The organism is Phycisphaerae bacterium (assembly GCA_035384605.1).
Taxonomy (GTDB): domain Bacteria; phylum Planctomycetota; class Phycisphaerae; order UBA1845; family PWPN01; genus JAUCQB01.
Map to the genome: position 1 here is coordinate 1 of DAOOIV010000072.1, position 15411 is coordinate 15411.

The following is a 15411-nucleotide window of genomic DNA, read 5'->3' on the forward strand; positions in this document are numbered from 1 at the left end:
CGAGATAGTCTCATTATCTGTGGAAATTGACAAGAGAGGGGCATCCTCCATAAGTGATGGTTTTGTAACCAGTTAAAAGGAGGTGGCCTGATGGGTACGAGAATCGATCGGCGAAGAAACGTCAAGAGCGAATATCAGGTGGACGCAGACCAAGCTCAGGCGGTGGTTCGGGATCATCTGGAGGAACTGGCCCGAGATGGAGCCCGGCGGATGCTGACCGAGGCGCTGAACGAAGAGGTGGACGCCTATCTGAGGCGTGTGCGGTACGAGCGGACGAAGGAATACCGTGGCTACCGCAACGGCAGCACATCCCGGCGGCTGACGCTGGGGTCGGGAACGATCGATCTGGCGGCTCCTCGGGTCCGGGACATTCCCGAGGGCCAAGAGCCCTTCGAGTCCAGGATCCTGCGGAAGCACCAGCGACGCAGCGACACGATTGACGAGACGTTCCTGAACCTGTTCGTCGAAGGGCTGGCGACGCGAGACTTCGAGCCGGCGTTGCGGCTGCTGGTGGGGGTCGGAGGCTCCGCTCTCGCCGAGCACGATCAGCCGGCTGAGCCGGCAGTTCAAGGAGCAATACGAGGCGTTTGACCGACAGGAGTTGAGCGGCAGGAAGTTCGTGTACATTTGGGCGGACGGGATCTACCTGAAGGCGGGGCTGGGCACGGAAAAGGCGTGCCTGATGGTGCTGATCGGGGCGGATACCGAAGGAAAGAAGCATCGGATCGCCTTGCGGGAGGGCTACCGCGAGAGCGTGGAGAGCTGGGGCGACCTGATTCGGGATTGCCGTAAGCGGGGCCTGAACGAGCCGGCCTGCTGGATCGCGGACGGGGCGTTGGGGTTGTGGGCGGCGATCGACGAGCAGAGTCCCCATTCGGCCCAACAGCGGTGCACGAACCATAAGACGATGAATGTGCTGGACAAGCTGCCGCTCAGGGAACGTCCGAGCTGGGTGCGGCGTATTCGGGCGATCTGGCAGGCGGACAGCGAGCAGGCGGCCCGGAAGCTGGCGGCGGCGGTGATCGGTGATCTGCGGGAGGCGGGTTACGATCGGGCGGCGGACTGCTTGGCCGACGATCTGGACCGGTGCCTGACGTTTTATCGTTTCCCGGAGGCCCATTGGTCGCACCTGCGGACGACGAATCCGATCGAGTCGGTGTTCGCGACGGTGCGGCTGCGGACCAACGCGGCCAAGCGGTTCAAGAAGACCCGCAGCGGGGTGTGGCTGATGCACCAGGTGCTGGAACGTCTGAGCAAACGGTGGCGGCGATTGAAATCAGCCCACCTCTGTCCGACGGTCCCGCTGCCGGCAGAAACGAGGAAGAAAACCAAGACCCATGCAGCATGAGGAGAGTACTCGGAGCGATGCCCCGGAGCAATTTACACAGGAGTTGACACTGCCTCTCGAGGCCAGGATAGTTGCCATTGGAGATGCCGCACGTCGGCTCGGTTCCAGCGAACGGCCCGCGCCCGCTGGCCCCGTCGGACATCCCGGGATTCCGGAGAGTATCCTGCCTTCGCGCTCCCAGACTTAAGACATATTACGCCTGCGGATCCGTCTGTATCAAGCACATTTTGGGTCTCTTCAAGGGAACAGATAAAGAAAAGGTTCAGCCGACAGAATGAAGCTGGTGCATATCGGGCCGGTCTCTTTAAGCTCTCCGGCGTGGGCAGTTCGCCCATCTTGGGCTGCGGCGCTGCGCGTGGGACGAAGAACAGGGCACAGGATCTGTTCGTTCGGTTGACTGTTGAACGCAAGTCCCGAACAGTAGACGAGCGTTTTTTGTTGTCCTTGTTGGTTCGACAGAGATTGGCGGCCGTCTTATACTCGCGGGCCTCTGAGGTATGGCAGTCAGTGCGGGGGAATTGACGCCCAGAACGTCCGCCTCCGTCCGCGAAAGGAGATGCCGGGTATGAGGCAAGACTCAATCTGGCCTGTTGTCGCGATCACCACGGTTCTCACGTCGCTCAGCTTGCCCGCGGCCGCGGCTGCGGATGCCGACTCTGCGCGTCACGGTGAGCTGTGGGTTATGTATGAAGGCCCTGACGGTCCGGGAAAGGGCAAGCACGTTGTTCTGGTCTCGGGCGATGAGGAATATCGCTCAGAGGAAGCCCTCACTCAACTCGGCAAGATCCTTGCCAGGCATCACGGATTCAAATGCACCGTGCTCTTCGCGGTGGATCCGAAAAGCGGTATGATCGATCCCACGGTTCCGGACAACATCCCGGGCCTTGAGGCGCTCGAAAGAGCCGACCTCATGATCATCGCCACGCGCTTCCGTGATCTGCCCGACGAGCAGATGAAGTACATCGACGCGTACGTGTCATCGGGCAAGCCGATCATTGGTATGCGGACGGCGACTCACGCGTTCAAGATCGCCAAGGGCAAGACCTACGAGCGCTACAGCTTTGACAGCAAGGTGCAGGGCTGGGATGGCGGTTTCGGCCGTCGCATTCTCGGCGAAACCTGGATCAGTCACCACGGTCATCACGGTAAGCAAAGTTCTCGCGGCGTCATCGCGCCGGGGATGAAGGATCACCCGATCGTCCGCGGCTGCGAGGATATCTGGGGACCTACCGATGTCTACACCGTGCGTTTGCCGCTGCCCGGCGACAGCGAGCCCGTGGTCCTGGGCCAGGTTCTGGAGGGGATGAAACCCACGGACAAGCCGGTATCGGGCAAACAGAATGATCCGATGATGCCCATCGCCTGGACCAAGACCTATCAAGGCGCCAAGGGGGAGGCGGGCCGCGTGTTCACAACCACGATGGGAGCCGCAACCGATCTGGAGAACGAGGGTTTGCGTCGACTGCTGGTCAACGCCGCCTACTGGTGCCTGGGTCTGGAGGAGAAGATCCCGCCGAGGGCCAACGTCGAGATCGTCGGCGAATACAAGCCGTCACCGTTCGGTTTTGCAGGTCACAAGAAGGGCCTCAAGCCGGCCGATTACAGGATGAAGCCGGCTGACAATTAGCGCAACGGCGCGAGGTTGCCGTGTTCCATGGAGGGCAGCCCCCGGGCCGGTCGTTGGTCCATCCCCTGCGACCAACTGGGCCTGCCTCGGATTAGGTGTCCCGCCGCACCTGCCGGGATCACCGTGCCAGGTCGCGTTTCAAGAAAGCGCCCATATGTCATCGTTTCCTTGTAGCGCCTCTGGCGTCAAGCCCGTCCTTCTGATGTTAGCCGGGGCGGATGGAGTGGCCGGGTGATGAAGTCTGATGCAGAGTTCGTGAGGGCCGTCCTGGCTGGCGATGGCGAGGCCTTTTCCGACAGGGACCGTGACGGGCTTCCTCTCACGAGCCCGCGACCGTCTGCCCCGGTTCAGAAATGAATGGCCGTCCGGCGGGCCAGCTCGCACCCCGCGGCCTTGGACTTCTCGGTGGCGTCGCGGTTACCCAGTGTGGGTTCGACCACGATGCCCCGGACGTCGGTGAAGCCGATGAATTGCAACCACAACTCGAAGTAAGGTTTCTGGAAATCCCACGATGCGCCGTCGCCTTGGTACTCGCCGCCGCGGGCATAGATCACCGCGGCGGCCTTGCCGGTGACCATTCCTTTGTAGCCTTCGGCGGGCGAGAAGGTGAAGGTGAGTCCGGGCTGGGTGATCACGTCGATGTAGTGCTTGAGCCTGTAAGGGATTCCGAAATTCCACATGGGGAGGCTGAAGAGGTATTTGTCGGCCGAGGTGAAACGATCAGCGACGGCTGTGATTTTGGCCCATGCGGCCGCCTGAGCGGTCGAGTGCGACTGACCATGAAGGATGGCGTACTTGGCGTTGATGGCCTCACCGTCAAGCGGCGGAAGCTCCTCCTGCCACAGGTCCACTACGTCAACGACGTCGCGCGGATGAGCATCGCGGTACGTATCAAGGAATTCCCCGGCGACGCGAATCGAAGTCGAGCGTTCCTTGCGAGGCGAAGCTTCAACATAGAGCAGTCTCGGCATGACGCGGCCTCCTGCGGCGGACTGGCTGTCCCTTAATCACGACAAGTGACTGAAAGGCCGGTGCCGCGCAACACAGTGTAGCACTCGTGCCGCCTCGCGGCCAGCGGGCCGGCGATCGGGCGGCGGCGGGTGCGTCACGTGTTTGGCGGGTTGTGTTAGACGGACGAGGCTGAGTAACCGACCCCCTTCGGAAGGTCTTTTCGCCGAAGGTCGGCAGATCACGCCGAAGGTGGACGGGCTGATGGGCCGGGCATTGTACGGCCGGTGGTTCGCGACAACACCCGTCGTCCCTTTCCACAATTCCAGCCCGTTTCAACGAACTTCCAGAAAAGCCTGTTGAAACGGCCTCACTGTGAAAAGACAGGGAGAGAGACACGGGTGCCCGATCAAGAACCAGCCGTCAAACGGCTGGCTATTGGCCCTTCGGGAAAAGCCGCTGAAGCGGCTTGTTTCCGGCTTGCATCTGCCGCTACCCCAAAAAACCACAGCGAAGGCGGCCGATTCCGTCACGGACCCGGCGGCAGCGACCCTCTTGCCGTCGCGCCGGCACCGCTTTCGGTAGGGGCGGCATGCGCCGGCGGGCAAGCCCCTCGACACAGGCTCGGGATGCAAGCGGCAAATGGCATCCGCCGCGCGCACACGAGGGCGAAAGGCTCAGCAGCGCAGATGCTGTGGGTGGCGGTCCCGGCGAGCGGAACGTAGAATGTCGCGGCAAGATCCGGCCTCGTGGCCGGGCAAGGTGTGGCGGCGGACGTCGGGGCATTGTCCGACAGGAGCGATACCATGCGGCATACACTGGTAGTGATTTTGGGCTTGCTGGTCATGACTTCCGGGTGCGAGAAGGGCGGTGGCGTGGCCCCTGCTCCCGTGGAGAAGATGCCCACGGCCATCCAGCTCTTCAATGGCCGTGACCTGACCGGCTGGACCTGCGATCTGAGCAAGGAGGGCGTGAAGATGGAGGATGTCTGGTCGGTCGCCGACGGCGTCCTTCACTGCAAAGGAGAGCCCGGCGGTGTGCTGCGGACATTGGATGAATACGGTGATTACGTGCTCAGCCTGGAGTGGCGATGGCCGCCTGGCACTCAGGGAGGCAACAACGGCGTTCTCGTTCACACCTCGACCCCGCGCACCCTCGGCATCTGGCCCAAGTCGATCGAGGTTCAGTTGGAAAAAGGCAATGCGGGCGATTTCTGGGTCATCGGCACCGAGCTGGACGTCGAGAACGAGCAGGCCCGCAAGCAGGGCCGCCGGCACCTCAACCTGACCGACGGCTCAGAAAAGCCGCTGGGCGAGTGGAATCACATGGAAATTACCTGTAAGGGCGACGAGGTGATCGTCCGGGTCAACGGGGAGCTGGTCAATCATGCCACCAACTGCAGCGTAACCCGCGGGGCCATCTGCCTGCAATCCGAGGGCGCTCCGATCGAATACCGCAACATCATCCTGACGCCGCTGCCGAGGTGAGCCTGGGGCGCTCAGACCTCGTTGCATCAAGCGGCGACGCCGCTGACCTCAAATACTGACCGGGCTCTCTGTCGCAAGCATGCCGATCCTCATTCACGCCCGGCGCGTGCCGATTCGCCACGCGGCAGCCGCCTGCAAAGTCCGTGCCTGTTGGAGCCGGGATCTTGAGCGGCAAGAACCGTATCCCGGATCGCGTCGCAGGCGAGCCACGCTGGCGGCCTGAACCCTCTCGTGCGTGGTTGGCTTTGCCTCCCGTCGTCGAATATCATCGCGACATGGCGATTGTGTCGTTCCAGGATGTTCATTTCGGTTATGAGGGGCAAGTGCTCTTCGACGGTCTGGACTGGACGATCCACCGGGGCGAAAAGGTGGGTCTTGTCGGACCTAACGGCTCAGGCAAGACAACGTTGTTCCGGCTGATTCTCGGCCAGTTGAGTCCGGCCGTCGGCACCGTCGCCAGGAATCGGGATTTGCGGATCGCCTACCTGCCTCAGGAGCCCCAGCTCGATTCGTCCAACACGCTGTTGGCCGAGGTCGCGACCACCTTCGACCATCTGCGGGGGCTCGATGCCCGGGTGGCGGAGGTGGCCCAGCGGCTGGCCGATCATCATGACACCGACCAGTACGAAGATCTCCTCGCCGAGTACGAGGAGCTTCAGCATCGGCTGGAAGCGGCCGGGGGCTACAAGTACGAGACGCTGGTCAAGATGGTCCTAGGTGGGCTGGGATTCACTCCGGCGTCCTACGACCTGCCGATATCCGCCCTGTCCGGCGGGCAGAAATGCCGGGCGGCCCTGGCCCAGATGCTCTTGCAGGAGGCCGACCTGTTGCTGCTCGACGAGCCGACCAACCACCTTGACATCGAGGCGACGCGCTTCCTGGAGAACTTCCTGGCACAATACGACGGAGCGGCCGTCATCGTATCCCACGACCGCTACCTGCTCGACCGGGTCGTGACCAAGATCGCTGACCTGGATCGTAAGCGGATCACCGTTTACCCGTGCGCGTATTCCGACTACGCCGAGAGCAAACTGACGCGCCAGTTGACCGCCGAGCGGGAATACGCCAGACAGCAGGAATGGCTTCAGCATCAGCGTGAGTATGCCGAGCGGGTCAAGGCCGACAAGTCGCGTTCACGGCAGGCGTCCGGCCGGCTCAGGCACGTCGAGCGCCTGGAGCGCGACGGCTCCGTGGTCGAGAGGCCCTCGCACATGCAGCGTCGCATGGCCATCCGGCTCACCCCTGGCCGCCGGGCCGGCGAAATGGTCCTGCGATGCACCGGCGTTCGCAAAGCGTACGGCCAGGTCGTCTTGTTCGACGATTTCAACCTGGAGATCTACCGCGGCGAGAAGATCGGCATCATCGGACCGAACGGCGTCGGCAAGAGTACGCTGCTGAAGATGGCTATGCGGCAGATCGCTCCGGACGCCGGCGAGGTGCGGCTGTTCGAGAACCTGGAGGTCGGCTATTACGACCAGGAGCATGCCGGGTTGAACATGGACCACCGCGTGATCGACGTGATCGTCGAGCGACCCACGGGGCCCCTGGAGGCACGCATTCGCTCTTTCCTCGCGAGGTTCTTGTTTATCGGCGACGACGTGTACAAGCGGGTGGGCGATTTGTCCGGAGGCGAGCAGAGCCGGGTGATGCTGGCCCGATTGGTCTGGGACAACCCCCAGGTGCTGATCCTGGATGAGCCGACCAACCATCTGGACATCCCCGCCCGCGAGGCACTGGAAGAATCGCTCATCGAATACGAAGGGGCGATTCTGCTGGTCAGCCACGACCGCTACTTCCTCGACCGCGTGGTCAACCGGCTGCTTGTGCTGCCGGAGCGCGGCAGGTACGAACTGATGATCGGCAACTGGTCAACCTATGAGCACCGGGTCGCCGAGCGAGAGAAGGAGCGTCTTGAGGCCGAGGAAGAGGCCCGCAAGCAGGCCCGACGGGATGCCAGAATGCGCGCCAGACGGGCAGTGAAGCGAGCCCCGCCCCCCTCTGACGGTCCGGTGTCGCCGTTTGTCGCTTGGTCGCTGGACCGGCTCGAACGGGAGATCATGGACCGGGAAGAGAAGCTGGCCGCGACCGAGGCCATGTTTGCCGATCCGGCCGTGTATCGTGATGCCGAACGGGCACGGGCCCTCCGTGGCGAGGTCGAGTCGCTGCGCGCCGAGCTTGCGGCTCTCAACGCGGAATGGGAGCGTCGGATCGAGGAGGAGTCGTGACGTGAGGGCAACCAATGTGCTGATCGCTTTTTGCGCGTGTGTCACGGTTCCGGAGGCGTTCGGCCGGCAGGCCGCGGGTCCGCAGCCGTTCATGAAGGCCAAGACGTGCTTCCAGACCAACACGCCCTATGAGCCGCGGATCGCTTTGGCGGTCGACAGCGTCATTGTTCACCGGCATGGCGAGGATCCGGCCAGGCTGGCCGGAATGATCGGCTCGTGGAAGCAGCACGGCTATATCGTCGGTCGCATGTTCTTCGCCGATTCCGATGCGACCAACGAGTATTGGACCGGCAAGTGGGATGGAATCCCGCATCCGCAGGAAGTCGAGCGCGACGAAAAGGGCCAGGTGCGAATGTGTGCTGGCATTCGACCGTATATGCTTCCGACTGAGGGCTGGATTCGCTACCTCGAGGAAATGGCGGTCGAATCGGTCAACGCCGGAGCGGACGCCGTGTTGCCGGAGGAGCCCCTGGCTCACGTCGACACGGGGTACGAGGAGATGTTCCGCAAGCTGTGGGTCGAAAGCTATGGGGTGCCTTGGCAGCCCGAAAACGCCTCACCCGAGGCCCGCTACCTTACCGCCCAACTGAAGACCGACCTGTATGTGAAACTCCAGGAGCGGTTATGCCAGGCAGTGGACCGTCGTTCGCGGGAGTTGGGTCGCCGGGTCGACTTTGTCGTGCCCATTCACAGCATTTACAGCAACGTGGCGTCGCGGCTCACCGCCCCTTTGGGAACGTCGTTGAAGATCAAAGGGTCGGACGGATACATTGGGCAGATATGGACGGGACCGGTCAACTGGGCGATATGGAATTACGATTCGCCGGACAAGACTTTCTTCGACTCGGCCTACTGTCTCTATGACTTCTTCGTGGCCCTGGCCTCCGGCGGAAACCGCAAACTGTGGCTGCTGGTGGATCCCGTCGAGGACGATCCGAACCATAAGTGGAGCGAGTTCGAGGAATGGTACGTTCACTGCACGGCCGCCATGCTCATGTTCACGGAGGTGGACTCGTACGAAGCGATGCCCTGGCCCGAACGGATCTTTCTGAAGGGGCATACGACAGGCGGCGGTACCCCTGCTCCGGAGCGATTCCGGACGATCGTGCTGTCGGCCACGCAGGTCCTCCAGGAAGTCCCCCTGGGGGGCACGTGGAATCCTCACCTGCCGCAGAGCAAAACGGATACAGTCCGTTCAGTCGATGGGATCGGAGTCGCCGTGTCCGATACGCTCATGTGGGAGAAGGAGCCGCCGCCTTCGCTTCAGGTTGCCTACGGTCTGATGATGCCGCTGGTCAGCGCCGGCGTGCCTGCCTCGGCGTGCATCCTCGAGCGAATGAGCGAACCCACGTACCTGTCACGCTTCAAGGTCATCGTGCTTTCATACGAGGCGTTCAAGCCGATGGAGGCCCAGCCGAATGTGGCACTGGCTCGCTGGGTGAAGAACGGCGGGGTGCTGGTGATTCTGGGAGAAGCAGACGATCTCGGAGGGGCGAGGCTATGGTGGCGCAAGGCGGGGTACCCTTCGCCGCTTCATCACCTGATGGCGGAGCTCGGACTGAACGACGTCGATGCGGCCGGTGAATCGCCGGTGGGCAAAGGATGGGTATTGCGCCGGCCGACGTCGCCGCGAGAGTTCGGCCGGCGGAAAAACGTGCAGGAGGTGTACCTGCCGTTGCTCAAACAGGCCTGGTCCAGGGCCGATTCGTCACGAGAGCTGCCAACGCCGGGTTATCTGTGCGTCAAGCGAGGTCCGTTTGTCATTGCCAGGGCAGGCCGGGAAGCGTTGAGGTTGCCTGGCACGTTTGTCGATGTGGTTGATCCGCGGTTGGCCGTGCTCAAGGACGTTGAAATCAAGCCCGGTACCAGCGGCATCTATCGCGATGTGACCGACATCGTGGAGGTCACAACCGCCGGGAGCCGCAAACCCAAGGTGCTGCACGCGACCCATCGCCTGGTCGAAGAGCGCGCCGGGCAGGACCGGCTGCGGATCGTGATTCGTGGGCCCCTGGAGACGCCTGGATTGGTGCGCCTCTTCACGGCCGGCAGGCGCCTGTCAGGCGTGACCGCCCGCGATCTCTCCGGTGACGGACGGGACGCGCGGTGGACTCAGGAGGACCAGACGATCCTGATCAGCTTCTCCAATGAACCCGCTGGTCTTGCCGTCGAGGCTGCCTGGAAATGATCCTCGCGGCGACCGTTTCGCGGCTCATCCTCCGACATGCACCCGGTTCTTGCGTTCGGACGGCATTCCGGGGGTGGCTAAAGCAGGGTCGCGTGCTATAATAGGGGCACGAAACCGGACGGCAGGATCACACAGGCCTTTCGGGAAATCACAACTCAATCAGTTGGCAACCGGGTACGCCGCGGGTTGCCCGCAGACTGGGATTGGTTTCATTCGTGGATGCGGGCGGTTCGTGGACGAGTGGCGTCGCGCTCACGGTGAGCGTAACGCGCACTCGGGTGTGCAATCAGGAGTCGTGATGCCCAGAAAATCAAAAGCATTCAAGAGCAAGCAGCGAGAAGCCCAGAAGGCAAGTCGCAAAGGTGACACGAAAAAGGCGAACGAGATCTGGCAACAGATCATCGTGGACCGGGTAAAACTGAAAGCCGAGAAGGCCGAGAAGAGAGCGGCCAGGAAAGGGCGGGCGGTAGCCTGACCGACCCGGTAGAAAAGCAGCATTGTTTCTGATCTCTGCCCGGGACTGCACGCCTTCGGTTTCCGGTGCGGCACATCGGATGTGAGGCCTGTTAATCAGGCGAGTAACCTGCGAGCCGTGCTTTGACACCGGAAGGCTCGACAAGGGGCTGCCGGTGCGGTGCGCTACTCCATGCTCACCAGGCTAGCCGCAAAGTCGTCCAGAAATGCGGCCATCTTCGCCGTACTGATGGCCGGTTCATAGTACATCGCGGCGACGTTGAGTCGGTCCTGAGCTTCGTTGACGTCAACCGAGATCCCCGTCTGGAAGGGCACCGGCCGCAATCCGTAAACGTTCGTCAGTTCCGCGCCGCAGAACGTGGACATTCCCTTGCTGAATGAACCGATCAGGCCGAGCGGCAGTGAGGGCGCATTTCCCATGCCCGTCGGCATGCCCCTGAGCCCCGTCGCGATGAGCCTTTGATGCAGGACGTTGACCAGCAGGCTCGTGGGCAGGAGCGTGAATCGATGGACGGTCGCAAGCCTCAAGAGCATGGTTCTCGATTGCAGCATTTCCGCCATCTGGTCCCTTGCCAGGTCGGCGACCGCCCTTCGGTCTTGCGCGATCCGCGCGGGTACATACATCGGCAGGGCGTTCGTCAGATTGCGGCAGACCGGTGCGGCCTGTCTGCGTTTTCGGAGATCGATCAGATTCAGCGTGCAGTACCCGGCGTTGTGCGGCAACGGCTTGGGCGCGACGCGGTCAAGGGCCCGGATGGCGCAGGCTCGCACGAAATCTCCGAAACGGGCGAAACCGCACACGCGCAACGAGATCGCCCTGGCCTCGCGAGCCTGCTCGGCGGTCAGCCGGCGAAGCATGAATCGGACGGGCCCGAGCTGGTCAAGGCGAATCCCGTCGCTCAGGCGAACGGTTCGCCAATCTCTTGGACGCAGACTTGTTCCACTGCTGAGCACCTCCCGTGGTTTGAGAACCAGCGGGGCCTCTCGCAGCAGGTCCGCGAAATCGCGGCGGGACTCGTCCCCTGCGGACGCGCAAGACCGGTGGTCGGCCGACTCGCGGTAAAGGCGGTTAAGCTCTTCCAGCAGGGTGACGCCTCCGCGGCCATCCATCAGGGCATGAGGCCAGCGAGCCACCAGCCGGTCGCCTTCGGCAAGCCCGCGAAGCACGACAAACCGAACCGGAGGCAGGCCGCGCAGATCAATCGGCTCGTTGAGCAGGGCCTCGATCCGGCCGTGGATATCGTGTTCGCTCGCATCGGTCAGTTCGCAGATCCGGATCACACAGGACGCGTCGGCGGGGCAGCTATCAAGCCGCCAGCGCGGGCGGCCTGTCACGTCGGAACGTTCCAGCCGGGAGCCCGTGGCCGGATAGACGCGCCACAGGGCCTGCACCGCACGTTTCAGACCGTCCACGTCGATACGACCGTTCAATTCGAGGCACAGGTGGATGTTCGTGCCCGGAAGGCCGATTCGCCGCATCGCTTGGTCGGCGGCGAAGAAGTACAGGTCGAGCGGATTGAGTTCCTGATATCGGGGCAAGGCGTTTACCCAACGTCGTGACATTGCCGGTTCTGGTCGTCTCGTTCATCCTTCACAAGGGTCGCGTCCCCCGTTCAACCGGGATTGAGCAAGGCCTCCACGAAGTCATCGAGGATGCGGTTCATCATCGCCCACCGAACCTCGTAACACAAGCCGCAGATCGCCAACCGTCCTTGCTCGGCAACGACCTGCAAACCGATGCCGGCTCGAGGCAGCGGCGGACGAAATGCATGCACGTACCGAAGCTCCGCGCCGCAGAACCGCCGTCCATCGCGGCCGAAAGCCTGAGAGAAACCCATCGGCAACGAAGGCGGAGCGCCGAAATCGCCTCTCCCCCTGGCCGACGGAGGGTTGATCAACGAGTGCCGCACGATGGCGCCGAGAATCGCCGGCGGCAGCCGCGTGATGTCGAGCACCCGCTTCAAATGGCCCGTTACGAGGCTGCGCTGGATCATCTGAGCCGTACCTTCGTGCAGAAAACGTGCGACCGCCGCGCGATCGGGGGCCATCTCGACCGGGACGTGCAGGCGATCGAGACTGAAGACGTTGTGGCAGACGGGACTGCGGTAGGGCGGTTCGCGGCCTTCGAGGATATATGGAACGGAGTAGACGCTTCCGTGACCGGCCGATTCCGATAGCGCGCGGTGCAAGGCCTGGATCGCGCAGGCACGGACATAGGCGCCAAATCTGGCCGGAGCACAGCTTCTCGCCGAGATCTCTTGGGCGATCGAGCATTGCCGATGATCCAGACGTCGAACGGCGGTTCGCAGCGGCCCCAGGTTGCGGAAGTCGGGGCACGGTGGCAGTTGCAGATCAACGGGCCGTCCGGCCATGTCGGGCCGCAACTCATCGGCCGGGGCCGTTTTCCGCTCCTCGGCCTGCAGACGGCGTCCGAGCCCGTCGAGCAGTTCGTCGCCCGCACTGCGCAGAGAAAGAGGGTCAACTCCCTCCTGGTACAGGCGCTCCATGACGTCCAGAATGATCAAGCCGCCTCGGAAATCCATGAACGCATGAGGCCAGCGAACGACAACCCAGTCGCCTGAAGCAAGACCCCGCAGGACATGAAACTGCAGCGGCGGCAACGTGACCAGATCAATGCGCTGGTTGATGAGTGCGTCGACCTGATGATGGATCTCCGCTTCGGTCGCGGGCTTCACGTGATGGACGCGAACGAGACGGTTGAGGTCCCACGGCGGGCAGTGCAGTCGCCATCTGGGCCGGCCGTCCAGCGCGGAGCATTCCAGTCGGGCTTGCGTGGCAGGATAGAGGCGATGAATCCCGGCAAGCGCCCGCTTCATCCCCTCCGCGTCGACCTGGCCGGCCATCTCCAGATGCGCGTGAATGAAGGCGCCCGGCAATGACAGTCTGGCCCCCGCCCGGTCAAAGGCGAAGAAGAGAAGGTCGAGTGGATTGGGAGTGTGGAACGCAACCGATGTCATCGTTTTGTTGACGGGCGCCGGGATCATCCGGCCCGGCATCATCTCCTGCCAGTGAGATACAAGTCGGACTCGACGAACCTGCCCACAATGTCCATCACCTTGAAGTACAGGCCGCGTTGCCGAAGCACGCACGCGTTTCGCGAACGCCAGTCGACATGCTCCTGGAAACGCCGCCCGATATCGTAGGCGGCCCACCACTGCTCGACGCGGTCCAGTGAGCTTTCAGATTGCAGCGAGAGATACTCCTGAACAGGCGAGCCCATGGCGATTGCGATCGGCCATGCTTTGTCGCGGATTTCCCACCGGGCGGCCTCGCGTTCGATGAGATCCGCGGATCTGGCTCGCCGGAACAGCTCCCCGCCGTCGCCGGCCGTCGGCGCGGCGTTGAAAGTCAGCCGATATGCCGCTCGTTCCGGCGACGATAGGTAGAAATGGTAGTTCTCGGTGGCCAGCGGTTGATGAAACGTGAACCGAAGCTTCCGAACGCCGGAACGGTCGGCTTCGACCACCGTGGCGTCAAACGGAAAACCCGGTTTTCCTCTGATCACCATGCCGGGAGTCAGGGGCGAGCCCGGTCGCATGCCGTCGATCAGCATCTTCCCCGGCAGGCCGGAGAAGTAGCCCGGCGGCTCCGTGGAAACGGTGAACTCATGGTCGTTCAGTTGTTCGACGACGCAGGGCTTGGTCATCATGAGCGGATGCGGAGCGAACGTCAGCGTGTATCCCTCCAGGTCGGCAGTGGTCCATGCCTCGCGCATTGCGTCCGGTGCGTAGATGGCGGCAATCGGCAAGTTGATGAAGAAAAGCTTGCCGCCCGGCGCCGGAGGCCGGGAGGTCGACTCGACCATATCGGTGTACACGATTTGCTCCGAGCGGATGATTCCCCACCACGCCAGCCGGTAGACGCCTAGCGACCAGACCGTCGCCCCGATGACCAGAAACGCGACCGTTTTCCTCCACGCGGCCGTCACGCCCGCCAGAAGAATGGCGACCACAATCGCGTAAGGCACCGACGCCAGGTAGCTGAAGTGCGGCATGGCAAAGACCGGAACGACCGGAGCGAACGCCGCGATGCACCACAGCGGCCATACCCAGCGGCCCCCTTTGCCCTTGGAGACGGCGACGTACCAGACCGCGACCAGTCCGACAAGGACGGCCATAACCCCGTGAGCCAACAACTCTTCGCGAGCCACTCCCTGATAGGTGGCCAGTCCCATCAGCATTGGCGTGTAGAAAATCTGTGAGAAAAGCAACTGCAACAACTTGCTCGCGGCCCAGTAGCCGGACTTCCATCCGGTCAACTTCGTGAAGTAGATGTCGGGCACGTTTCCGACGTCAAAGCTGGTCCATCGCCAGGCGACGAACGCCAGCGTCAGCACCCAGAAGACCGCATGGTAAGGAAGTCGCCGGCTGAAATGTCGCCGGCCGCCGTAGCTGACGTCGAGAAGGAAAATGACAAAGGCAAAGATGACCGCCGTCTCACGGCTGAGGATCGCCAGGATCCACAATAACACCGGCAGCGCCTCGCGAATCCATCGAGTGACGAACCATCTGGATGGCGATCCCAGTGACACAGACATGTACGCGGCGACGGCCGCTGTGAAGAAGAATGTGCCCACTACTGCGTTCCGGGCGGCCGTCCAGCCAAGGCTGAAAAACGAGTGCGGCAGGATGATGAACAGGACCCCGGCACAAAAGGCCCAACGTCGTTCCAGGCCGGCCTGGAACGCGAGCCAGTACACCAGCAGAGCCATGAACCAGTGCCAGCACAGGGCGCAGGCGTGGATGATCCTTGGGTCGCCGTCGCTGAAAACAAACTCGGCCTTGGCTATCGCCATCGCCACCGGGCGAGGATACCGCCAGACCGCCGGCCTTTCCTGCCACCAGAGGTGATTGAGCTTGCCGGAAAGATCGATCGTCGCCGACTCCATCAGCTCCGAAGGACTCCAGCCGTACTTGCGGAACGCCGCACGGTGCCAATGATCGTCGAAGAACAGACCGTCCCAGATGCTGACTCCGTGGGCCGCCAGAACGATCAGGGCCAGACCCATGCCGCAGGCGACACCTCGCGCGGCGTTTCTCGGGGGGCCGGGCAGGCATGATGGCATTGTCTGCTGGCTCATTGTCTCCGGAAGCTTA

General features: G+C 62.7%; 11 protein-coding genes. 7 read left to right on the forward strand and 4 right to left on the reverse strand.

What is annotated here, in order from left to right; all coding sequences use genetic code 11:
* Positions 1-90: 90 nt before the first annotated feature.
* From PLL20_14905 to PLL20_14915, 3 genes are all read left to right on the forward strand, one after another.
* Entirely contained in the window at positions 91-591 is a 501-nt protein-coding gene (locus PLL20_14905) for a transposase (GenBank protein HPD31279.1), read from the forward strand.
* Positions 554-1348, forward strand: coding sequence for an IS256 family transposase (locus PLL20_14910; GenBank protein ID HPD31280.1), 795 nt, complete (start codon positions 554-556; stop codon positions 1346-1348). Before PLL20_14905 ends, PLL20_14910 begins: the two co-directional genes overlap by 38 nt.
* A gap of 565 nt (positions 1349-1913) precedes the next feature.
* Positions 1914-2975, forward strand: a complete 1062-nt coding sequence (locus PLL20_14915; GenBank protein ID HPD31281.1) for a ThuA domain-containing protein — start codon at positions 1914-1916, stop codon at positions 2973-2975.
* Positions 2976-3322: 347 nt separating this feature from the next.
* Here the strand turns inward: PLL20_14915 and PLL20_14920 are convergent, their stop codons facing one another.
* A complete protein-coding gene (locus PLL20_14920; GenBank protein HPD31282.1) occupies positions 3323-3946 on the reverse strand; it encodes an NAD(P)H-dependent oxidoreductase in 624 nt (207 codons plus the stop codon).
* Positions 3947-4729: 783 nt separating this feature from the next.
* Between PLL20_14920 and PLL20_14925 the strand changes: the two genes are divergently transcribed.
* The 4 genes from PLL20_14925 to PLL20_14940 all read left to right on the forward strand — a co-directional run bounded on the left by PLL20_14925 (position 4730) and on the right by PLL20_14940 (position 10295).
* Complete coding sequence (locus PLL20_14925; protein ID HPD31283.1) at positions 4730-5410, forward strand: DUF1080 domain-containing protein; 681 nt, start codon at positions 4730-4732, stop codon at positions 5408-5410.
* Positions 5411-5574: 164 nt separating this feature from the next.
* The gene (locus PLL20_14930; protein ID HPD31284.1) at positions 5575-7635 is read left to right on the forward strand and encodes an ABC-F family ATP-binding cassette domain-containing protein; all 2061 of its coding nucleotides are present in this window, start codon (positions 5575-5577) and stop codon (positions 7633-7635) included.
* 1 nt (position 7636) lies between these two features.
* Complete coding sequence (locus PLL20_14935; protein HPD31285.1) at positions 7637-9820, forward strand: hypothetical protein; 2184 nt, start codon at positions 7637-7639, stop codon at positions 9818-9820.
* Between the two features lie 298 nt (positions 9821-10118).
* The gene (locus PLL20_14940; GenBank protein HPD31286.1) at positions 10119-10295 is read left to right on the forward strand and encodes a hypothetical protein; all 177 of its coding nucleotides are present in this window, start codon (positions 10119-10121) and stop codon (positions 10293-10295) included.
* 164 nt (positions 10296-10459) lie between these two features.
* Here the strand turns inward: PLL20_14940 and PLL20_14945 are convergent, their stop codons facing one another.
* The 3 genes from PLL20_14945 to PLL20_14955 are packed head-to-tail and all read right to left on the reverse strand — an operon-like array spanning position 10460 to position 15395.
* Positions 10460-11857: a condensation domain-containing protein gene (locus PLL20_14945; protein HPD31287.1), complete on the reverse strand. Its 1398-nt coding sequence runs from the start codon at positions 11855-11857 to the stop codon at positions 10460-10462.
* Between the two features lie 50 nt (positions 11858-11907).
* The gene (locus tag PLL20_14950) at positions 11908-13299 is read right to left on the reverse strand and encodes a hypothetical protein (GenBank protein ID HPD31288.1); all 1392 of its coding nucleotides are present in this window, start codon (positions 13297-13299) and stop codon (positions 11908-11910) included.
* An 11-nt stretch (positions 13300-13310) separates the two neighbouring features.
* Entirely contained in the window at positions 13311-15395 is a 2085-nt protein-coding gene (locus PLL20_14955; protein HPD31289.1) for a hypothetical protein, read from the reverse strand.
* Between the last annotated feature and the right edge of the window lie 16 nt (positions 15396-15411).

Bases quoted from the DNA above. Each gene is read 5' to 3' on its own strand.
- PLL20_14925 (HPD31283.1), top strand. From the start codon at position 4,730: ATGCGGCATACACTGGTAGTGATTTTGGGCTTGCTGGTCATGACTTCC.
- PLL20_14905 (HPD31279.1), top strand. From the start codon at position 91: ATGGGTACGAGAATCGATCGGCGAAGAAACGTCAAGAGCGAATATCAG.
- PLL20_14920 (HPD31282.1), bottom strand. From the start codon at position 3,946: ATGCCGAGACTGCTCTATGTTGAAGCTTCGCCTCGCAAGGAACGCTCG.
- PLL20_14955 (HPD31289.1), bottom strand. From the start codon at position 15,395: ATGAGCCAGCAGACAATGCCATCATGCCTGCCCGGCCCCCCGAGAAAC.
- PLL20_14950 (HPD31288.1), bottom strand. From the start codon at position 13,299: ATGATCCCGGCGCCCGTCAACAAAACGATGACATCGGTTGCGTTCCAC.
- PLL20_14915 (HPD31281.1), top strand. From the start codon at position 1,914: ATGAGGCAAGACTCAATCTGGCCTGTTGTCGCGATCACCACGGTTCTC.
- PLL20_14945 (HPD31287.1), bottom strand. From the start codon at position 11,857: ATGTCACGACGTTGGGTAAACGCCTTGCCCCGATATCAGGAACTCAAT.
- PLL20_14940 (HPD31286.1), top strand. From the start codon at position 10,119: ATGCCCAGAAAATCAAAAGCATTCAAGAGCAAGCAGCGAGAAGCCCAG.